Origin of the sequence: Paenibacillus sp. NPDC101420, from assembly GCF_050277435.1 — a bacterium.
GTDB lineage: Bacteria > Bacillota > Bacilli > Paenibacillales > Paenibacillaceae > Paenibacillus_AQ.
In genome coordinates this window covers 216,704-237,713 of sequence record NZ_JBNNSE010000006.1, presented here as the reverse complement: position 1 = coordinate 237,713, position 21,010 = coordinate 216,704, and the positions used below count along the sequence as shown (strand labels likewise).

Sequence of the window (21,010 nt, the reverse complement as noted above, 5' to 3'; positions counted from 1 at the left end):
ACGTTTAAAATGTTAATATTCTAACAATTGTTATTGCACTACATGTAACTATTTTTTCCATAGCCATTGAAGGTGAAGAACCGAGCTCTGGGTGCGTGCAACTGCAACTAATAAGTGCTCCTAATATGTATCGGTTTAAGTTGCAATTCCTCAGTTTCCGCTACAAATCAGGTTTTCCCCCAATAACTCACAGGAACAACTACTGTTCTGAATCACACTCCTCCTTCTAATAACTCCAGGATATTTCATTTGTTACATTACCAATATATATTGTTACATTAATAACATATGTTTGAATTATAACACAATTATGAATATAGTCAATTATAGTAAAGTTGAAGCCCTTATTCGTGTCATACACCAATACATAGGCAGGAGCATAGACTTTAGGTATCTGTTAATTAGAGGTATCTAAGGAGGTTAATAAGTGGGATATTTTTACTTCAGAAATCCGTACTATGTGTGCCCAGGTCGTAGTTTCCCCCCATTCCAACCAATGACTCCAGGTGGCATGCAATCAGGCGGACCCATGCCCATATATTCTGGAAGCGGCACCCAACAACCAGGAATGCAGACGCATTCTAGTGGTGGCCCAGTATTTGCATATCTAACCATCACTGATATTCAACCTTTCCTCGGAAAATGGGGGATTTTCACCTTAAGTAGTGGTCAAAAGGTTGTAGCCTATGTCAATACAGTTAATACTGATTCAATTAGTGTGCTATTTGCAGATGGCAAAAGTGCTGTCATTGACGTAAAAATGATATCCATGGCTGAAGGACCGTTTCCCACAATGCCAGCTACTCCTGGTAGTGGTTCCGGTAGTGGTTCTGGTAGTGGTTCTGGCAGCGGCCCTGGTAACTGCAGTTGGAAAGAAATCCCCGGCCTTGGTTGGATTTGCATATAATAACTCACGATCCGTCTATGGAATTTTTCCTTCCGACGGATTTTTTGTGTTGTTTTACTAGATTACTAGTTGATATACGAAAAGGCCGCCGGATGATTTCCGACGACCTCTATAACTTCTCTTCAGGTTAAGTTATGATGCTGAGCAATAACCCCTTCTTGAGTTTGCTGATCCAACTTATAACATATCAAAGCAATCACACATGCTGATATCGCCAGGATGGAAGCAGCTATAGGAAGGGAGATTAATCCTCCATGCTGGGCAACCACTCCACCAATTGCGGATCCTCCTGCGATTCCCAGGTTAGACGCTACTGGATTCAACGATGCAGCTAGGTCCTTCGATCTTGGTGAATACTGCTTGGCCAAATCTATCAAATAGAGCTGGGCTGGTGCGCTAACAATACTCGACATTACGGCTAGCATCATTAGTACGATCATTCCTAGAATCGAGATCGATGCGGTCAAACTAAAGATGATATAGACCACAGCTTGGATAAGAAATACGAATCTAAGCTTACTTACCGCATTTCCGGTTGCAACCTTGCCTCCAATCCAGTTGCTGACAATCGTGGCAATCCCGTATACAAACAGTACGCCACTAACCGAGCTCTTAGGAATATTCATCACTTGCTCCAGCAATGGTGTAATGTACGTGTACATCACAAACACCGCTCCCACTGCCGTAACTGGAATGAGAAACGCAAGAATAATGCGTCCATTCGTGAGCAGTTCGATCTGATCCTTAAGTGAGCTAGGCACAGGCTTCGGTAGTTTGCGTGGAATATAGGCATAATTTAGCGCTACGGCAATTCCGGCTAATACCCCATTTAGTACAAATGCTGCAGGCCAGTTGAAATACTGCCCTACAAAAGTGCCGATCGGTACACCAAATACATTCGCAACAGCGAAACCGCTCAAAATTGTAGCGATCGCTTTGCCTCTTTTCTCCGGGTCCACCGCTTCATTCGCTACTGTAATGGCTACAGAAAGAACAAAACCACATAGTACGGCAGTAACTATTCTAGTCACTAGCAGCATACTGTAGGTTCCAGTTATAGCACTCCACAAATTCAGCAGCAGAATCAATACAAGCGATACAAGAATCGTAATCCGTTTCGGGATACGGCTGAACAAAGACATCATAATGGGTGTGCCAATGGCATAAGCGATCGCGAAACCAGATACCAAGCCCCCGGCTGTCGCTAACGTTACTCCGAGGCTCGAGGATATTTCCGAGAGTAAACCAACGATAATATACTCCGTCGTACCCAGAATAAACGCCATAAAAGTAAACGAGAAAATCAATGCGTTCTGTCGTGATGTTGTCATGGTGCTCTCCATCCTATTTGTCTCTATTTTTATAAGAACATACCTACTCATAATACTCATTTAGACTATATTGAGCAATCCTATTTTTCATAAAAAAAGAAGCTTCACACAAGTTCAAAGAACTCATGAGAAGCTTCTAGTTTAGGCCGGAGGCAAAATAATTAAGGTAATGACTTGTTCTTCGGAATAAGATCTGGCTGTTCCGGGTCCATCCGCATCTGCTTTGAACTTAATGAGGTAGGTCCCAGGGGCCGGCATCTTTTTATTTTCAAGTTGAAACGCGATATCCGAAACACCTCTGTTGCTTCCTGTGAAAGTCAGCGTATGCCCATCATTGCTAATTTGATCACTCGTAAGATTTAACCACCCACTAATGTTATAGTAGTCATTCGTGGTAAAGGTCATGCCTTCTATCGTTACCTGAACTTCAGCATTCGTAAAGGTTTCTCCGGAAAAAAAGTCAAAGCGAATGGTCCGTTGCGTAGAACCAGTTACCAGCTGTTTTGTTTTTGAAATACCTCCGTCAAAGCCATATATGGAGCTAGTAACCGTAGGTGTGATCAGAACACCATTAATAAGCTCAATCGTAACGGCATGTGCAGCGTCCTTCGACGATTCATTATTTGATGAATCCTTAGCGGTGATCACGAAATGATACGTTCCTGCGTGCAGATCACCAATATTGGCCGCACTCACAGATCCATCTGCTTCACTGGTGCCTAATGCGATGGCTGTTCCTAATTCATCGGCATCTACTTCACCGTTCTCATTTACATCCGTCCACAGGTAGGCTTGTACTGCTGCTCCTTGCTCACCAATGGCTTCCGCTAACCCGCGAAGCTGATCTTGTGTTCCGTTGTAGTTGTCGATCGCCTCGAACTTGGCTGCGTCCACTACCGGTGCAGTCGTATCCGGAACTTCGTTCTTGCTCAAGGTCACCGTAACGGCATGTGCACCATCCTTCGCCGATTCATTATTTGATGAATCCTTAGCGGTAATCACGAATCGATATGTTCCTGCGTGCAGATCACCGATATTGGCCGCACTCACAGATCCATCTGCTTCACTGGTGCCTAATGCGATGGCTGTTCCTAATTCATCGGCATCTACTCCACCGTTCTCATTCGCATCCGTCCACTGGTAGGCTTGTACTGCTGCTCCTTGCTCACCTATTGCTCCCGCTAACCCGCGAAGCTGATCTTGTGTTCCGTTGTAGCTGTCGATCGCCTCGAACTTGGCTGCGTCCACTACCGGTGCAGTCGTATCGGGAACTTCGTTCTTGCTTAAGGTCACCGTAACGGCATGTGCAGCATCCTTCGCCGATTCATTATTTGATGAATCCTTAGCGGTAATCACAAAATGATACGTTCCTGCGCGCAGATCACCAATATTGGCCGCACTCACAGATCCGTCTGCTTCGCTGGTGCCTAATGCGATGGCTGTTCCTAATTCATCGGCATCTACTTCACCGTTCTCATTCGCATCCGTCCACTGGAAGGCTTGTACTGCTGCTCCTTGCTCGCCAATGGCTCCCGCTAAACCGCGAAGCTGATCTTGAGTCCCGTTGTAGTTATCGATCGCCTCGAACTTGGTGCTATCAACCATAGGTGCATTGATATCTGAATTGCTGCTATGCCCACTTTGTGAAGAGGAGGACCCTCCAACAACAGGAGTAGGTACTGTTACCACTTCTTTACCCGGCTGAGGAGTTGGGGTGGAGCTTGGCTGCTCAGTATTCCCGTTCTCCTTAAACTTCAAAAACTTGGAGGCTACTAGAGCTACAGCCTGACGATCTACTTTGGCATCAGGATTAAAAAAATTATTATATCCAGTAATCAATCCATATTCTACAGCGGTAGCTATAAAATCTTTGGAATAATCAGCAATTTGGCTACTATCAGCAAATTGCAAAGTTCCAGCTTTACCCGTAGGATTGACCCCCAATGCTCTCACGAACATGACGACCATATCCTGACGTGATAAATTTTGCCCCGTACCGAAAAGATTACTGCCTGTACCCTTGATCAATCCGGCTTTGACAGCTGCCTCTACATAGCTGTATGCGTAGTTGCTTGCGGGAACGTCCAGAAAGGTTGGCAGCGCAGGAGGGTTCGAAACATCCAGTTTCAATGTTTTTGCTAAAATAATTGCAAAATCCTGCCGTGTAATATTCGACGTAGGATAGAACTTACTCTCTTCAACACCGGTCACTATCCCCTGATCGAATAGCTCAAAAATCGCTTTCTTTGCATATGAGCCATCAATATCAATAAAGGAAGCGGCAGCCGATCCTTTGGTCGGCATAAGGATAGGGCTTGATAATACAGCAGCAGCCAATATAGAGCTTATCCATTGCTTTTTGTTCACTTGCTTGTCCCCCTGTTCATTGGATGCGTTATGTCGTTTGTCTACAGGATTATAACAAGGATCAATAAACAGATTATAAACAAATAAGCCATGGCCTTATATGCTGGTGGATACTACCACCACAAACATGGCTGTCGCTCACATCATTGATTCTGTGCATCAAACGAAAAAAAATGATAATATGTATGTTGGGTAAAAGGTCTTTGCTATAACTTATATGTTTTTATATATCGCAACAAGAGGAGATAATATGAGTAACGAACAAAACTTTTGGCTTGATTTACCGAAGCCGTTTTTTATATTAGCACCAATGGAAGATGTAACAGATGTTGTATTTCGTCACGTCATTAGTGAAGCTGCCAAACCTGACGTGTTTTTCACAGAATTCACTAATACAGAAAGCTATTGTCACCCTGTAGGAAAAGACAGTGTACGTGGTCGATTAACGTTCACAGAAGATGAGCAACCAATTGTCGCTCATATTTGGGGTGATAAACCTGTATTTTTTGAACAGATGAGTATTGATATGAAAAAACTTGGTTTTCGCGGTATCGATTTAAACATGGGATGCCCCGCACAAAACGTCGCAGCCAATGGTAAAGGTGCTGGATTAATACTACATCCTGAGGTTGCAGCAGAAATTATTCAAGCAACAAAAGCCGGTGGATTGCCAGTTAGTGTTAAAACAAGATTGGGTTACTCTGAGATTGATGAGTGGCGAGATTGGTTAACACATATATTAAAGCAAGATATTGCGAATCTTTCCATTCACCTTCGTACAAAAGAAGAAATGAGTAAAGTAGATGCACACTGGGAGTTAATCCCTGAAATAAAAAAATTACGCGATGAAATTGCTCCAAATACGTTATTAACTATAAATGGAGATATCCCGGACCGCGCAACAGGATTAAAGTTAGTTGAGCAATACGGCGTTGATGGTGTCATGATTGGCCGCGGCATCTTCACCAATCCATTTGCTTTTGAAAAAGAACCTAAAGAACATAGTCCAAAGGATTTTCTCAATTTACTTCTATTACAGTTGGATCTTCACGATAAATATTCAAATGAACTTGAGCCACGTTCATTTAAACCACTTCTTCGCTTTTTCAAAATCTATGTTCGTGGATTTAGAGGTGCAAGCGAATTAAGAAACCAATTAATGGATACAAGATCAACAGATGAAGTACGTCGTTTAGTAAAAACTGTTTTAGAACAAGAATTAGAATGAGGCATATTCACCTGTGAATTGCCCCGTTAATTAGACAGTATAAAACTATCTAATGCTTAACAGAATGAAAGGCCTCTCGTATTCCTACGAGAGGCCTTTCATTTTTACCCTATACGGTCAGAACGTAGTCCTCAATTCTAGTAAATCAACTTATCCCCATATGGCAATGGAGATGATCCCACAGGTAATCACAGCCGACATGATAATTCTTCGTACTCCTTGCTTCTCTTTTAGTACAAGTATGCCAAGAATCGTACCTACAACCGTTCCAATTTCTCGTATTGGCGCAATTGAAGCTAGTGGAGCAAGCTTCATCGCCATCAGAAACATAAAATAAGAAGCTGGCGAGCAAATGCAACCAATCAAGATCATTTTCCAGTTTTGTTGCCATTCCCTTATAATTTGTGCACGACCGGCTCTTATAACCATGAAGAAAGCGACGATTACATAATTAATATTGGATAATTCAAGCGTTGATAGTGGAGATAATTGCTGGACAATTAGTTTGTCCATTAATGTATAGCCTGCAACACACATCCCTACTACAATTGCATAAAAAATGGATATAGAATGAGTCGTTTCCCCTTGATTTACATGACGATTAACGATTCCACTAATAATAAAGAGCCCTACTATGATACAACAAAAGCCTATCCAGCCTACTAGAGTTAAGGAATCCCCGAATAACACAACACTTAACAAGGTCACTAGCATGACACCAGTCCCTCGCATGATTGGATAGGTCTGCGATAAATCACCATAGGAATACGATTTAGAGAGGAAAATGAAGTACGACCCTTGAAATAAAGCAGATATCGCCATATAGCAAAGTGTCTCCGCATGAAGCTCAACTTGGAGCAGCTCAATAATAAAATAAGGTAATAGAGCAAGTGTACCAACAATATGAATCGACCAGAGAAATACGTATTTATTCAAACTTCTCTTTGTAAATAGGTTCCATACCGCATGGGTAATACCTGAAAATAAAACTAAAAAGAATGCCATTGAAATCATAGAAATATCCTCATTTCACTTATGCGCTAACTCATATGTCCAGTTGCATCCCATCAAATGCTACTGTAATCCCATTCGGCTCAAAAATATGAACCAAATCTTCATGCAACAGATGAGCATTATGAGAGAAATGAGTGACTACGATTCGCCCTTCTGCTTTCATAACAAAATTCTCGATTAACCATTTCCGTGTTTTTAGAGTATCTTCAACATTCATGTGAACTTCACAATTTGGGGCATTCCCAGTCGTACATTCTAGAATAGCAAGATCCAGTTTTTTTCCTTTCAACCAGTCCCAAGTCTGTTTGGGAAACCAACCGCTGTCGTGACCATAGAAAATGGCTTTTTCATCCTTTTCTATGTAATACAATAAACAAGTTTCTTTAGAATCATGATTGGCAAGCAATGGCGTAATCGTAGCTGTTTGTGTTTGTACGGTTTCAAAGGGCTTCAAGTTGTGAAGTTGGAAGCGATGCCTTTCCGTGGCAAGCAATTGACTACAGTGCTTAATAGGCAAATCATGACCGTATAGATGAAGTTCTTCCTCTTCATTAAATTGAGCATAACCAAGCGCACGAATCAGTAAATCTTCAGGATACAAATGATCGGAATGTGAATGTGTAAACAATAAATCGCGAACCTTATCCATATCTACAGAATCACGAATGGAATGATGTAAGGTGTCCGCCGGAAAATCAATCTTAAGTATTTCATCAATCAAGACCGAAGTGCGTGTACGAATATTTTTTCCACCACGTACTTTGGCATGCTTGCAAGTCTCGCAATGACAGAATAACGAGGGAATCCCTTCAAATGCAGCCGTTCCATGAAAAAGAACCTTCATAAATATACCACCCTTGTAGTAGAGAACAACAGGAGGTTAATCCTGTTGTTCTCTACGAGTAACACTCTAAACTGGCTCACTCACTTAATATTTGCATCATCCAAATACTGCAACCATTGCTTCGTGTATTCCGCTTGAATTTTATCGAGACCAGCTTTTTTCGCCTTTTCCATAAATAACTTCAAGCCGGCTTCAACATCCTTAACCATACCATCATTCAAAGGATATAAGTATTGCTTTTCAACTTGTAGAAGGGCCGCCTTCTCTGCTTGATAAGACGTCCAATCCTCTCCAAAACCTTGGAAAATATTCGGTTTTGCTATCTTATCCATTTCATCGAACATGTCTAGCACAGCTTGATAGCTCTTATCAAACAACATGAACTCCGGATTTCTCCATGCCCATCCATTCATACCTTCTCTTGTGAATCCATTTGATTGGGCATCACCAAGCATTTTATAATATTTCCCATCTTCAATTTCAAAATGCTTGCCTTCAATACCGTATTGCGTCAGCCAATTGTAGCGTTTATCCGTGACCAATTTCTCATAGAAAGCAAGAGCTCTCTCTGGGTTTTTGCTGCTGCGTGGAACTGCAAAGCCATTATGAATCGGGTGAACGGGTGAAGAGAATCCTTTCATGTTCGGATACGGGGAATAGCCTAGCTCCCAATCCGGATGCAGTGATTTCACTTTGACAACAGCATCACCAAAGCGGTTAGGATTCTCACTTCCCAAAATTGCTGCGGCTTTACCGGCAGCAAATATATCACTACCACTATCTTTAATGTTCAGCATATTCTTCATAAAGTACCCTTTTTCTTGCCAACTCCTGAACATTTTTAAATCTTCCAAATGCTGCGGAGAGCCCCAATAGCTGGTTACGTCTCTTGGAGTGTCATACATGATGCTAAGTCCATATGGAACTTTATCGTTGGTATTCACAGTTTTAGTAGTCATTTGACGGATGGAATCTACATGACTAACCTCAGTATCCGCCAGAGGTAGCATATCCGGTTCATTCTTGCGTATGCCATCCAAATACTGCTCTAGCGTTTCGAGTGATTCCGGCTTTGGCAAATTATACTTTTTACGCAAATCTTCCCGATAGGCAATACCATCATTTACATACTCCTTCCAGATAGCTGGAACGGTGTAAATTTTCTTGTCAACCTTGACTGCTTCCCAGAAATCCTGTGGTACATATGCTTGTAGCTTAGGTGCAGCCTTCGGTAGGAGATCATCTAGCGGAAGGAAAGCCCCTTTCACCGCATATGACTGGTAATTTGTCCATTCTGCCGTAAAGATCAGGTCAATCGGCTGCCCTGAGGACAACAGAAGCTTATACTTCGACTCCCAGTCTGTCCAGGTTGTGAAGTTGAATTTGACGGTTGCATTCAAATCTTCTAATGCCATTTTGTTAACTTCATCCTGAATGAGCTTTAAATCCTTTGGGGCATCGCCCAGCATATAGAACTGAAGCTCTACTTTCTTGGATGTGTCGATTCCAGTCGCTTCTGATGCTTCTGGTGCTGGAGTACTGGTATTCGAATTCGAATTCGTTGTTGATTCTGACGATGCCTCCTTAGTATTCGTGCTATTACTACTGCAGCCAGCAAACAAACTTGCAGTTAAGAATAAAGAAGTGCCGATCGTTAACAATTTCTTTTTTCCTTTTCTCATACTAACCCTCCCCTTAATTAAATGATCTATGTCAGCCGATCGCATACGAGTTCCTTTCGTTTGCTTTCGGTACTAACCCTTCACTGCACCAATCGTTAATCCCTTCACAAAATATCGCTGCACAAACGGATATAAGAAAATAATGGGTCCAGTAACGACGATCGCCATTGCCATCTTGGTCGACTCTGTCGGAATGTCACGCCCTAGGGTTACACCGGTTCCAGTGGCCATTTGAGAAACGAACATCATAGTATTGATCGTGTTATACAAGTAGTATTGAAGCTGATACATGCTAACGTCATTAATGAACAAAGAAGACATGAACCAGTCGTTCCAGTACGTCAGAGCAAGGAACAGACCGACAGTCGCTATGCCAGGCATAGCAAGCTTCAGCACGATACTGTAGTAGATCCTAAAGTCGTTCGCGCCATCGATTTTGGCCGATTCGAATAATTCTTCCGGAATCGCAGATTTGATAAAGTTTTTCATTAAAATAATGAGAAAAGGTGTCATAAGACCAGGTAATATCAGTACGGCATAGGTGTCTGCCAGCCCAAAGTATGTAGTCAGCATGATGTACCAGGGCACAAGCCCCCCTCCAAACAGCGTTGTGAAATAAATGAAGAAGGACAAATGATTGCGATACTTGAAATCTTTCCTCTGCAGAACGTAACCCGCCATCGTAATAAGAAACAATCCCACCAACGTTCCAATCACAGTTACAAAAATCGTTACACCATAAGCCTTGATTAGCTGAGTTGGAAAGATAAATACCATTTCATAACCTTCCAGCGAGAACACTTTAGGAATCAAGTGAAAACCGTCGCGAATAATGGATTCATTGGCTGTCAATGAGCCTGAAATGATCAGAAGGAAAGGAAAGAGACAGAGCAAAGAAAAAATCATAATAATCAGGTAAGCCATCATGCGGAAAACTCTAGAACTTAAAATGTTGTCATCCAATGTAATCCCTCCTCCCTACTTTAGAACAATGCGTAGTCATCATTAATTTTCTTGATGATATAATTCACTGTCATAATCATTACAAATCCGAAGATAGACTGATACAAACCAGCAGCAGTTGCCATACCAATATCAAAATTAACTTTCAAAGATCGATAAACGTAAGTATCTACAATATCCGTAACGTTGAAGAGCACTCCGTTGTTCCCGACAAGCTGATAAAACAGATCGAATTGACCTTTCATAATGCTTCCGAGTGCAAATAAGAGCAGAATGATAAATGTTGACTTCAGCATAGGTATGGTAATATACCAGATTCGCTGAAAAATATTTGCACCATCAATTTTGGCAGCTTCGTAATACTCATCGCTAATCCCCATGATGGATGCAAGATAAATGACCATGGAATAACCCAGGTTCTTCCATAAATAAAATGCTGTAATCAGAAATGGCCAGAGCCATGGTGTATTGTATATGTCTACTGGATCCAATCCGAACGATTTGAGTAACTGATTAACAAAACCAGAATCAGCATTAAACATGTTAAACGCTAAAACACTAATCAGAACAAACGAAACGAAGTAGGGTAGAAACATAATGGATTGTGATAACTTTTTAAATAGCTTCCCTCGGACTTCACTTAATAGGATTGCTGCCCCTATAGATACCGCGTTACCTAATATGATAAAAACCACGTTGTATCCAAGCGTATTGATTGTCAACTTCAACAGAATTCCAGATTGCGTTAAAAATTTAAAATTGTCTAATCCTACAAACGGACTTCCAAATAAACCACCTGCAAAATCATAACTTGTGAATGCATAATAGATGCCGACCATTGGAGCATAAGAATTTATTAAGAAAAAAAGCAGTGTCGGTGCTATCATCAAAAACATGATTTTATTCTTATTTAATTCATAAAAAAAACCTTTCTTCTTAAACATGACTGACCTCCTCCTGAATAGAATTGCTCGTGAATCTTACTTCCAAATCATAGAAGAAGCGGATTCGATAATATACTGTACAATGACACACATTGCTGTAATCTCGGTATTTGTGAAGTATGAAATTTCTGTACTTTTGTGAATATTCACTACATTTAACCTAATTTCGGCTGCTGGATTTATAAATTTGATTGAAAGCACAAGACTGATGATTTATACTCAGACCAGCGATGAAAGGGGTTTCAACAAATGATAAAACATTGGTCTAAAGAGCATAAAAAAGCTTACAGCCGAATACTCCTTGGCTCTATTGGATGTGTTGTTATTACCCTTTTAATAACTTCAACTATTCTTTATATGAACTTTACAAGCATCGCACTTAAACAAGTTTATCGTTCCGATTCAAATAGTCTAAATCAAATTAAAACACAATTATCTACTATGACAGAGACTGTTACCTCACTGTCCTCCCAGATTTACTATGATTCTGCGGTATCTAAGTTGTTGTATTATGCGGACTTGAATATCTATGATGTCATTTTTGCACAGCAACAACTTGATAACTATCGCGCATCCTTACCATTCATTGAATCCATTTATGTATATAATGCGAAATCCAATCAGTTCTATATTAGTTCCAATAATTCACGAAGCGGAATTCAACCGAAGTCCGAACTGGATGATGATGGAATTCTAGACCTTTTTATGAAATTCAAAGAACATCGCCCCTTTCAACCGATTCCCAGAACCTATAACATTGGTTCGGTTCAGACCACTCCAGTATCAAGCTACACTTACTTATGTTATAGCGTCATTGATGATAATAAAGATTTAAATACAGCTGTTGTTGTCAATATCTCGGCATCATGGTTAGGCCTGCGAATGGATCAGTCGGAGAAAGAGATCTCGGAGAATAACACGTTTATCATTAATCAGGATGGAATATTATATTCCAGTAGTGATAAGCAAGAGATGCTAACTGATATATCTGATAAAACCTATATACAGAAAATTATTCAGGACACTTCAGAATCTACATATTTTGTAGACACTGTGGATGGAGTTAAATCTTTAATAACGTTTACTACACCCGATTCATTAGGCTGGAAATATGTTCGGATTACCCCTTATAGCAATATCACTCAAGAAATAAATGAAATGAGGTATCGAATATTATTTATCTGTATTGGCATTCTTCTCTTAGGATTGTTGATTTCGTTAACTTTATCCCATAGCGTATATCGCCCGATTGACAAAGTCATACGCAAGTTCAAAACCCTGGAAACAGAAAGACGTAACCATCAGCATATTCTCAAGCAGGATTTCCTTAGAAATACGATTTTAGGTAGAGAAACGAATAATGCTGAGGTATTACAACAGAAATTACATTACTTCAATTCAGAGCTTATGGTTAATAATAAATCACTGATTGTTTTGATAAGGATCGATCAATTCCCCACAGTCCTCGAGAAATACAAAGAAGATATAAAATTGCTCAAATATGCCATAATGAACATTTGTACAGAAATTTCCTCACCGATCTTTCAAGTCGAAGCCATTGATATGGGGGATGATAGTCTTTTACTTTTGCTAAACTTTCATGATCCGCTTTATATAACGGAACGGGATTCGCTGATTGAAATGGCAGAGCTTATGCAATTGTCAATCGCCAAACATTTAAAATTATCCATCACGATTACCTTTAGTCCTGTGAAGGAATCCATTGAGCAATGCATCTTAGTCTACAAGCAAGTACTTGAGGCTTCTTACCATCGATTATTCAAAGGATACGGTAGCATCCTCTTTTCGGTTGACATTATGAACTTAAAAACCAAAGAATATATGTTTCCAGTTCACAAAGAAAAACAGTTCATTGAATCCTTGATGTCAGGAAATGCGGAAAAGGCACGGAGCATCTATATTGATATCGTAGGAGAAATATCAGAATATTCTTTTACCGTTGTTCAACTTGTCGTATCGCATTTAGCACTTACTGTTAATAACGTCTTGCGAACATTAAAAAAGAACAATGCGATTTTAACATTACCCGAATTCGATACAACGTTCTTACTACCAAATCATGTTGAAACCATGGAAGAAATCAACACTCCATATTTCAAGATATTTGAAGAAATAAGTGAAAAACTCGAAGAGAAAAGAAGTACAAAACAAGAAGATCTCATTAGAAAAGTACATCAAATTATTGAGCGAGATTATAGCAATTCCAACCTGTGCATAAATTCAATTGCAGACGAGCTCTCGATGTCTCCAATCTATTTGAGCCGGTTATATAAACAATTAACTACAAAAGCACTACCCGATATAATTAGTGAAATGCGGTTGAATAAAGCCAAAGAGCTACTGAAGACCTCTGAATGTACCATTGTTGATATCGCAGAAAAAACTGGATTTACTAGTAGTTCGTATTTTTATCGTTTATTTAAGAATAGTACTGGTATAACCCCGAGCGATTATAGAAAAAAAAGAGACCCTCTACAATTTTGTGCAGCAAGCGAAAAAAAATGATACTATGTATGATGGGCAAAATGTTGTAAAAGAAGGAGAACTTAATGAGTAACGAACAAAATTTTTGGCTTGATTTACCAAAGCCGTTTTTTATATTGGCACCTATGGAAGATGTCACAGATGTTGTATTTCGTCACGTGGTTAGTGCAGCTGCAAAACCGGATGTGTTTTTCACGGAATTCGCAAATACAGAATATTACTGTCACCCTAAAGTAAAAGTAAAAGAAAGTGTGCTTACTCGATTAAAGTTCACGGAAGATGAACAACCGATGGTCGCTCATATTTGGGGCAATAACCCAGAGTATTTTGAACGAATGAGCATGGATATGAAAAAGCTTGGTTTTCGTGGTATCGATATAAACATGGGATGCCCAGTAAAAAACGTCGCAACCAATGGAAAAGGTGCTGGATTAATTCGACATCCTGAAGTGGCAGCAGAAATTATTAAAGCGACTAAAGCAGGTGGCTTACCAGTTAGTGTCAAAACAAGATTGGGTTATAGTGAAATTGATGAGTGGCGCGAGTGGCTAACACATATATTCAAACAAGATATTGCGAATCTTTCCATTCACCTTCGTACAAAAAAAGAGATGAGTAAAGTAGATGCACACTGGGAGCTTATCCCTGAAATCAAACAATTACGCGATGAAATTGCTCCAAATACGTTGTTAACGATTAACGGAGATATTCCTGACCGTGCAACAGGCTTAAAATTAGTCGAACAATACGGCGTGGATGGTGTCATGATTGGCCGAGGTATTTTCAAGAATCCATACGCTTTTGAACTAGAATCTAAAGAACATAGTGTGGAGGAACTTCTTCATTTACTACTTTTTCATTTAGATCTTCACGATAAATATTCAAAAGAACATGAACCACGTCTATTTAATCCACTTCGGAGCTTCTTCAAAATCTATATTCGTGGATTTGACGGTGCCGACGAACTAAGAAATCAATTGATGGAGACGAATTCAACCGATGAGGTGCGGCGATTGGTGCAACCTTTCTTAGATAAAGAATTAGAGTAATTCGTAATAAAAAATAATGGCCTCAGTTCTGAATTTCATCAGACGGAGGCCTTTTTTATTAAAGTTAACCTAATTCCACTCAAGCTTTGGCAGCAATTCTTTTTGCAGCTCACACATCTCATCGATCATCGCACAAGCTTGATAATAGGTTGGAGCTTGCGGATCAAGCAGAATCGCTTGCAGCAATTTTGTTCTCGACTCTTCAACAAACGCCTCAAGTAACAGCTTATGGATTGTACCTTGGATATGGATCGTTCCGATAATGGCAGTTGGCAGTTCAACCGTCATTGGCTTAAATTCGATACCATTTTTGTTAACGATCGCTTGTGTTTCAACGACCATATCATCTGGAAGTCCTTTAATCGCACCATGGTTTGGCATATTAACAGCATTCAGCTCGATTTCATCGTCGAAGAAGATCGCTTCGATAATTGGCACTGCATATTCATTACTGATTTGAACCTTATCTTTATTAAATAGATAAGCCTGCTCAGACCACTGCTCTTGATTCAGCGTATTCTCAAATAAGCCTTTATCCAAAGTACTGCCACTTGCACAGTATACAAATTCAGGTGTTCTGGAGTCCTTCTTCCACAGTTGCTCACTCATTGGGTCGTAACGGAACTGCAAGGGTAGTCCAGCATAGAAATCTTCAGCCCATGAGATATACTCACCGCAATGGTTAGTACCTGGGTAAGGATAGTATCCGTACGTATGGTACAACGTTCTGGATAATCCAATATGATCGAAATGTGCCAAACGGTTAGCTAGCTTTTCTTTCTCGTGGAATAGAGGATATAAATCTTCTCCCGTGTTCTTGTTCCATATCTTCGTAAAGAAGCCAAAGTGGTTCAATCCGCCGCCTTCAACCGCAATATCTTTACTATCCATCTCCAGAAATTCAGCTAGCTGATGAATACCCATGTCTAAACCATGGCACAAGCCCACCACTTTGATTGAAGTTAATTTGGAAATGGCTTCCACTAGCTTTGCTTCCGGATTTGTATAGTTAATTAGCCAGGCATTTGAACAGACCTTTTCCATCGTCTTTGCAATTTCCAGCATTGGACCTAGATTTCTCAATGTATGGAACATAGATCCTGGACCGCCGTTCTCACCATATAGCTGCTTACTGCCGTAACGCCGCGGGATATGGAAGTCTTGTGACCAGTAGTGATATCTCTCTACCTCAATCGCAACGATGGAGAAGTCAGCATCTCTTAATGCATCTTCCAAATTCGTCGTTTGCCAAATCTTCGCAGGATGAGAAAATGCCGTGAACATTTCGGTTGCATACTTGTATGTTCTATTCACATTTTCTTCTACAATGTCCATAAGCGCGATTTCCAGCTCTACTTGATTTTTTAAACGTTCTGACAACACCATATCTTGAAGTGCTCCTAGCCCAAAGGAAACACTTCCTGCTCCGATTAACGCAACCTTCAACCTTTTCATTGTCTTCAAGCTCCTTTTTCCTTTTTATATACGTTATAGCCAGCACCAATAATTCCGGCGTCAGGTCCAAATTCAGTCAACACGATTTTAATGTTCTCTTTTAAATGTGGAAGGACTTTCTTTTTAGCGCTTTCTATCACTCTATCAATCAGCCACTGGTTGTGATGAATGACCGCTCCTCCGATAACAAAAATATTTGGATCAATTGTTTGCATCAAAGAAACAATTGCGTTGGAAAAGTACTCAACCCACCTGTCGATCACTTCAATCGCTTGCCGATCTCCCATATGATATCTTTCAAACAACAAACTCGACGTGGCATCAATGCCATATAAAAACTTACTTTCCGCTTCAAGAGCAATGCCGCTGCATAGGGATTCCAAAGTGCCGTTATACAACGTTGAATGGTTTCTTTTGCTGTCGGAAATAATCATGCTTCCGATCTCGCCCGCATATCCATGAGCTCCTTGAATAATTTTCTTATCAAGTATGATACCGCATCCAATTCCTGAACTAACCGTTATATAAATGGATTGATTATACGGCTTGGCAGCTCCATGATCCGATTCAAGCACTGTGATCACGTTTACATCATTCTCAAAAAACACTTCATAATTCGGAAAGAACTTCCTGATAGTTTCGATACTAACATTCTCTAGGCAAGGGATATTGGTTATATCTCGAATAAACTGTGTTTGATCATTCCAAGGAATCGGCAATACAATACCTATCTTGCTTGCTAGCTGTTCATGATCGACTTTCGCTGTCATTTCCTTGACGGTTTTGAAAATTTCGTCAGCATTTTGGAAATCTCTTGTTAATGCCGACTCCTTCCGAACAAGTTCAAGGTGCTCATTCACTAATCCAACCCTTATATTTGTACCTCCAATATCAACACCAATAACGAAGTTACCCATATTACGCTCCTCAACTATGATGACTGATCCATATATTTGGCGGCTGCAGCATCTAAAAAGAAATCTATATGATCATAGCCGAGCAATTGCTGAGCAGGCAGCCGGGCGTCAGAGTTTGTGAAAATCTCCTTCACGATTTCAGCTTTGCGCTCTCCAGTTATGACGACAACCACTCTTTTACTACTTGCAATCTGTTCCAAACCTAATGTAATGCCTTGCTTTAATTCAGTCTGCTCATGAAAATATTTTTGAGCGACAGTCTTTGTTGTTTCCGACAGCTCCACAACACTGCTGTAATTTAATACTGGGCTACCCGGTTCATTTAATCCGATATGCCCATTCATACCTACGCCCATCAAGCTGAATGTAATTGGGTGTTGCTCGATAAAGTGATCAATTCGCAAGCATTCCTGCTTCATATCCGGCGATGTTCCATCAAAAAACACAATCTGTCTGCTATCCAGTGAAATCTGCGAGAACAGATCTTGATTCAACATCTGATAGCAGCTTCCTTCAGAGCTTTTGTCAATGCCAACCCACTCATCCAAGCTAACGATGTTAAGCCTCTTGATTTTCAATTGGAGGTCCGCATCATTGGAAAATTTCTGATAGCTTTTTTGTGGAGTACTCCCTGAAGCTAAGCAGAACACGGGGTGCTGATCGTTCATTAAATGATCTTTCATCTCTCTAGCAATTTCACTTGCTATTTCCTCTTCACAATCAAAGATTTTGATCATGTTGTTCACTTCCTTGTTGTTTATTCCGAAATAACATTAATCATCTCTTGCTGAAGGATAAGTATCGCTGATCCGATCGCTGTTGATTGCTCTAACTTACTCACTGAAATTTGAGGAGTCCACTCCGTATATTGCTCGACATAACTTTTGGTGCGGTCCAATATACGTTCCGGGAAGAGCGCTACTGTTTTACCACTAATAATGACCTGATCAATATCCAAGATGCTGATCATATTGGTAATCGTTAATGCCAGATTCTTCGAAACATAATCAATGCAAGCTTCTACGTCATTCGTTGAATTCAAATCATATGTGCTTAACAAATACTTAATAGCTAATTTGCTTTCCAGCCAACCGACTGAAGATGGCGTCCGCTTATATTCTGAATCAAAACACATATACTCCAGCTCGCCCGCACTTGCATGAACACCGCGATGTAGCTCTTTGTTAATGATTAAGCCGCCCCCGACCCCATCACCTGCCGCAACATGAATGAGACTTGTCGGTGCTTGATCTGAGTTTTCAAGATTCCGAAATTCCGCCACAGTCGCTGCGTTCACATCATTCTCCAGCAGAATGGGCAATTTCACTTCACGCTTGAGATTTTCAATAATCTCTTCATACTTAAAGTCGTTTTCTTTATTTGGAAGAGTTCTCATCCGAATTGTTTTCTTTCTTGTATTGATCGCGCCATCTACGCCAATACCAATCCCCAAGACAACACTACTCATTTCCTTCGCTTTATTCTTCAAATGTTCCACGATCTCTACGAATATCGAAGTGAACTGCTGGCTATAGAAAGGAATGTCTGTTTCAATCGAATACGTTTCTAATATCTTGTTGTGCAGATTAATGAGTAATGCCGTTATCGTATTGCAAATAATCTGTATTCCGATGGTCGTATAGCTGTTTTCATTAAATCTGTAAACCGTACGTTTTCTTCCTAAGCCGCCAGATCCTTCACGACTTTCACCAGTAACAGTCAATAAACCAATCTGTTCAAAAAAGGTAACAATCTTGCTCACAGTAACAAAGCTCATTGCCGTTTTTTCTGTAATCTCGACTTTCGCTAGTTCAGGATGTTGAAGCAAAATATCAAAAACTATTTTCCTGTTCTCATCTTTAATATCATTGGGCAAAAATGATTTCATATGTCCTCCTCGTTATATTATTAATATAATTAATAAATGAAGTTAAATAATTAATCAAAAAAATCAGCTCAGCACTGACCTCTTGAATTTATTATATATTCACTGTAGTGAACGTTCAAGTGTATTTATTTAACTTCCTTAAATTTATCTGTTCTGTATCTTAATACCACCAGCTAGTGCATGCATTTGGGTACACCACAAAAAGAAGCCTCTCATGAGTTCAATGAACTCACGAAAGGCTTCTAATCAATCCTATTTCAAGGCTTAATCAGCCTTATTACATCATGCCGCCCATTCCACCCATGCCGCCCATATCAGGCATACCTGGTTTTTCTGGTTCTGGCTTGTCAGCAATTACTGCTTCAGTAGTCAAGAACATAGCAGCTACGGATGCAGCATTTTGAAGCGCGGAACGAGTTACTTTAGCAGGGTCAACGATACCCGCTTCGAACATGTTCACCCACTCGCCAGTAGCAGCATTGTAGCCGATGCCGATAGCTTCTTTTTTCAAGCGATCCACGATAACGGAACCTTCTTGACCAGCGTTAGCTGCAATGGTACGAACTGGTTCTTCGAGCGCGCGAAGCACGATGTTAACGCCTGTTTTCTCGTCGCCAGTTACATCTACAGCAGCAACAGCATTATATACGTTCACAAGAGCTGTACCACCACCAGAAACGATACCTTCTTCAACCGCAGCGCGAGTTGCGTTCAGGGCGTCTTCGATGCGAAGTTTACGCTCTTTCAATTCAGTTTCAGTTGCAGCGCCAACTTTGACAACGGCTACGCCGCCAGCCAATTTAGCCAAACGCTCTTGCAATTTTTCTTTGTCGAACTCGGAAGTTGTTTCTTCCAGTTGAGCACGAATTTGGCTTACGCGAGCATTGATGTCCGCTTTGTCGCCGCTTCCGTCTACGATTGTTGTGTTTTCTTTAGTTACGCGTACTTGACGTGCGTTACCCAGTTGTTCAATGGAAGTGCTCTTCAGATCAAGTCCGAGCTTCTCAGTGATCACTTGACCACCAGTCAGGGCAGCGATATCTTGCAGCATAGCTTCGCGGCGGTCGCCAAAGCCAGGAGCTTTAACAGCAACAGCGTTGAATGTTCCACGCAGTTTGTTCACGATCAACATGGCTTGTGCTTCGCCTTCGATATCTTCAGCGATAATAACAAGCGGTCTAGCTTGTTGAACGATTTTTTCAAGCAATGGAAGGATTTCTTGAGTGCTGCTGATTTTTTTATCAGTGATCAAGATGTATGGGTTCTCCAGAACAGCTTCCATTTTGTCCGTATCAGTAATCATGTACGGGGAAATGTAACCGCGGTCGAACTGCATACCTTCTACGACTTCAAGTTCAGTAGCGAATCCACGGGATTCTTCAACAGTGATAACACCGTCTTTACCTACTTTTTCCATAGCTTCAGCAATCAATTGGCCCACTTCTTCGTCAGCAGCAGAGATAGCAGCTACTTGAGCGATAGCTTGGGAATCTTCGATTGGCTTAGCGATTTTTTGCAATTCTTCAACTGCTGCACGAACTGCTTTGTCGATCCCTTTGCGAATAACCATTGGGTTAGCGCCTGCAGTTACGTTCTTCAGACCTTCACGGATCATAGCTTGTGCCAGAACCGTTGCAGTTGTAGTACCGTCACCGGCTACATCGTTAGTCTTAGTAGCAACTTCTTTAACCAGTTGAGCACCCATGTTCTCGAATGCATCTTCAAGTTCGATTTCTTTAGCGATAGTTACACCATCGTTAGTGATAAGCGGGCTACCAAATTTCTTCTCAAGTACCACGTTGCGACCTTTTGGTCCAAGTGTAACTTTTACCGCATTTGCCAAAGCATCTACACCGCGCAACATAGAGCGGCGTGCTTCTTCACTAAATTTAATTTCTTTAGCCATTGTGTAATTA

The 21,010-nt window shown here is 40.7% G+C and carries 16 protein-coding genes; 4 read left to right on the top strand and 12 right to left on the bottom strand.

The features are described from left to right. Positions 1-529: 529 nt before the first annotated feature. Positions 530-907 carry a hypothetical protein gene (locus ACQKMP_RS23910; protein ID WP_427471367.1) on the top strand — a complete coding sequence of 126 codons (378 nt, stop codon included), beginning with the start codon at positions 530-532 and terminating at the stop codon, positions 905-907. Between the two features lie 122 nt (positions 908-1,029). Here the strand turns inward: ACQKMP_RS23910 and ACQKMP_RS23905 are convergent, their stop codons facing one another. Both ACQKMP_RS23905 and ACQKMP_RS23900 read right to left on the bottom strand, forming a co-directional pair. Further along, on the bottom strand, positions 1,030-2,238 hold the full coding sequence (locus ACQKMP_RS23905) for an MFS transporter (RefSeq protein WP_427471365.1): 1,209 nt from the start codon (positions 2,236-2,238) through the stop codon (positions 1,030-1,032). Between the two features lie 141 nt (positions 2,239-2,379). Then, positions 2,380-4,605: an S-layer homology domain-containing protein gene (locus ACQKMP_RS23900; protein WP_427471364.1), complete on the bottom strand. Its 2,226-nt coding sequence runs from the start codon at positions 4,603-4,605 to the stop codon at positions 2,380-2,382. Positions 4,606-4,855: 250 nt separating this feature from the next. Here ACQKMP_RS23900 and ACQKMP_RS23895 point away from each other — a divergent pair, with 250 nt between their 5' ends. Further along, the gene (locus ACQKMP_RS23895) at positions 4,856-5,833 is read left to right on the top strand and encodes a tRNA-dihydrouridine synthase (RefSeq protein ID WP_339245406.1); all 978 of its coding nucleotides are present in this window, start codon (positions 4,856-4,858) and stop codon (positions 5,831-5,833) included. A gap of 150 nt (positions 5,834-5,983) precedes the next feature. On the opposite strand, the gene ACQKMP_RS23890 is transcribed toward ACQKMP_RS23895, so the two are convergent. The 5 genes from ACQKMP_RS23890 to ACQKMP_RS23870 form a co-directional block, all read right to left on the bottom strand. Beyond that, positions 5,984-6,847 (bottom strand): DMT family transporter, encoded by an 864-nt coding sequence (locus ACQKMP_RS23890; RefSeq protein WP_427471362.1) that lies wholly within the window; start codon positions 6,845-6,847, stop codon positions 5,984-5,986. A gap of 31 nt (positions 6,848-6,878) precedes the next feature. After that, positions 6,879-7,691 carry an MBL fold metallo-hydrolase gene (locus ACQKMP_RS23885; RefSeq protein ID WP_427471360.1) on the bottom strand — a complete coding sequence of 271 codons (813 nt, stop codon included), beginning with the start codon at positions 7,689-7,691 and terminating at the stop codon, positions 6,879-6,881. 80 nt (positions 7,692-7,771) lie between these two features. Next, on the bottom strand, positions 7,772-9,373 hold the full coding sequence (locus ACQKMP_RS23880) for an extracellular solute-binding protein (protein ID WP_427471358.1): 1,602 nt from the start codon (positions 9,371-9,373) through the stop codon (positions 7,772-7,774). 72 nt (positions 9,374-9,445) lie between these two features. Further along, on the bottom strand, positions 9,446-10,300 hold the full coding sequence (locus ACQKMP_RS23875) for a carbohydrate ABC transporter permease (protein ID WP_371915721.1): 855 nt from the start codon (positions 10,298-10,300) through the stop codon (positions 9,446-9,448). Positions 10,301-10,356: 56 nt separating this feature from the next. Then, positions 10,357-11,280: an ABC transporter permease gene (locus ACQKMP_RS23870; RefSeq protein WP_081951042.1), complete on the bottom strand. Its 924-nt coding sequence runs from the start codon at positions 11,278-11,280 to the stop codon at positions 10,357-10,359. A 249-nt stretch (positions 11,281-11,529) separates the two neighbouring features. Here ACQKMP_RS23870 and ACQKMP_RS23865 point away from each other — a divergent pair, with 249 nt between their 5' ends. Both ACQKMP_RS23865 and ACQKMP_RS23860 read left to right on the top strand, forming a co-directional pair. Continuing rightward, positions 11,530-13,806 (top strand): AraC family transcriptional regulator, encoded by a 2,277-nt coding sequence (locus ACQKMP_RS23865; RefSeq protein ID WP_427471356.1) that lies wholly within the window; start codon positions 11,530-11,532, stop codon positions 13,804-13,806. Between the two features lie 44 nt (positions 13,807-13,850). After that, positions 13,851-14,834: a tRNA dihydrouridine synthase gene (locus tag ACQKMP_RS23860; protein WP_042185288.1), complete on the top strand. Its 984-nt coding sequence runs from the start codon at positions 13,851-13,853 to the stop codon at positions 14,832-14,834. Positions 14,835-14,903: 69 nt separating this feature from the next. Here the strand turns inward: ACQKMP_RS23860 and ACQKMP_RS23855 are convergent, their stop codons facing one another. From ACQKMP_RS23855 to groL, 5 genes are all read right to left on the bottom strand, one after another. After that, a complete protein-coding gene (locus ACQKMP_RS23855; RefSeq protein WP_427471353.1) occupies positions 14,904-16,289 on the bottom strand; it encodes an alpha-galactosidase in 1,386 nt (461 codons plus the stop codon). A gap of 5 nt (positions 16,290-16,294) precedes the next feature. Next, positions 16,295-17,206 (bottom strand): ROK family protein, encoded by a 912-nt coding sequence (locus tag ACQKMP_RS23850; protein ID WP_341126118.1) that lies wholly within the window; start codon positions 17,204-17,206, stop codon positions 16,295-16,297. Between the two features lie 14 nt (positions 17,207-17,220). Then, entirely contained in the window at positions 17,221-17,943 is a 723-nt protein-coding gene (locus ACQKMP_RS23845) for a 6-phosphogluconolactonase (protein ID WP_427471351.1), read from the bottom strand. A gap of 20 nt (positions 17,944-17,963) precedes the next feature. Continuing rightward, positions 17,964-19,094 (bottom strand): ROK family protein, encoded by a 1,131-nt coding sequence (locus tag ACQKMP_RS23840; RefSeq protein WP_427471349.1) that lies wholly within the window; start codon positions 19,092-19,094, stop codon positions 17,964-17,966. A gap of 277 nt (positions 19,095-19,371) precedes the next feature. Continuing rightward, positions 19,372-21,000, bottom strand: coding sequence for a chaperonin GroEL (gene groL, locus ACQKMP_RS23835; RefSeq protein WP_042185277.1), 1,629 nt, complete (start codon positions 20,998-21,000; stop codon positions 19,372-19,374). Positions 21,001-21,010 lie beyond the last annotated feature (10 nt).

Excerpts from the sequence above, each read along its gene's own strand:
- ACQKMP_RS23885 (WP_427471360.1), bottom strand. The coding sequence starts at position 7,691 with ATGAAGGTTCTTTTTCATGGAACGGCTGCATTTGAAGGGATTCCCTCG.
- ACQKMP_RS23880 (WP_427471358.1), bottom strand. The coding sequence starts at position 9,373 with ATGAGAAAAGGAAAAAAGAAATTGTTAACGATCGGCACTTCTTTATTC.
- ACQKMP_RS23855 (WP_427471353.1), bottom strand. The coding sequence starts at position 16,289 with ATGAAAAGGTTGAAGGTTGCGTTAATCGGAGCAGGAAGTGTTTCCTTT.
- ACQKMP_RS23910 (WP_427471367.1), top strand. The coding sequence starts at position 530 with ATGCCCATATATTCTGGAAGCGGCACCCAACAACCAGGAATGCAGACG.
- ACQKMP_RS23895 (WP_339245406.1), top strand. The coding sequence starts at position 4,856 with ATGAGTAACGAACAAAACTTTTGGCTTGATTTACCGAAGCCGTTTTTT.
- ACQKMP_RS23845 (WP_427471351.1), bottom strand. The coding sequence starts at position 17,943 with ATGATCAAAATCTTTGATTGTGAAGAGGAAATAGCAAGTGAAATTGCT.
- ACQKMP_RS23875 (WP_371915721.1), bottom strand. The coding sequence starts at position 10,300 with ATGATGGCTTACCTGATTATTATGATTTTTTCTTTGCTCTGTCTCTTT.
- ACQKMP_RS23850 (WP_341126118.1), bottom strand. The coding sequence starts at position 17,206 with ATGGGTAACTTCGTTATTGGTGTTGATATTGGAGGTACAAATATAAGG.
- ACQKMP_RS23870 (WP_081951042.1), bottom strand. The coding sequence starts at position 11,280 with ATGTTTAAGAAGAAAGGTTTTTTTTATGAATTAAATAAGAATAAAATC.
- ACQKMP_RS23890 (WP_427471362.1), bottom strand. The coding sequence starts at position 6,847 with ATGATTTCAATGGCATTCTTTTTAGTTTTATTTTCAGGTATTACCCAT.
- ACQKMP_RS23840 (WP_427471349.1), bottom strand. The coding sequence starts at position 19,094 with ATGAAATCATTTTTGCCCAATGATATTAAAGATGAGAACAGGAAAATA.
- ACQKMP_RS23865 (WP_427471356.1), top strand. The coding sequence starts at position 11,530 with ATGATAAAACATTGGTCTAAAGAGCATAAAAAAGCTTACAGCCGAATA.
- ACQKMP_RS23905 (WP_427471365.1), bottom strand. The coding sequence starts at position 2,238 with ATGACAACATCACGACAGAACGCATTGATTTTCTCGTTTACTTTTATG.
- ACQKMP_RS23860 (WP_042185288.1), top strand. The coding sequence starts at position 13,851 with ATGAGTAACGAACAAAATTTTTGGCTTGATTTACCAAAGCCGTTTTTT.
- groL (WP_042185277.1), bottom strand. The coding sequence starts at position 21,000 with ATGGCTAAAGAAATTAAATTTAGTGAAGAAGCACGCCGCTCTATGTTG.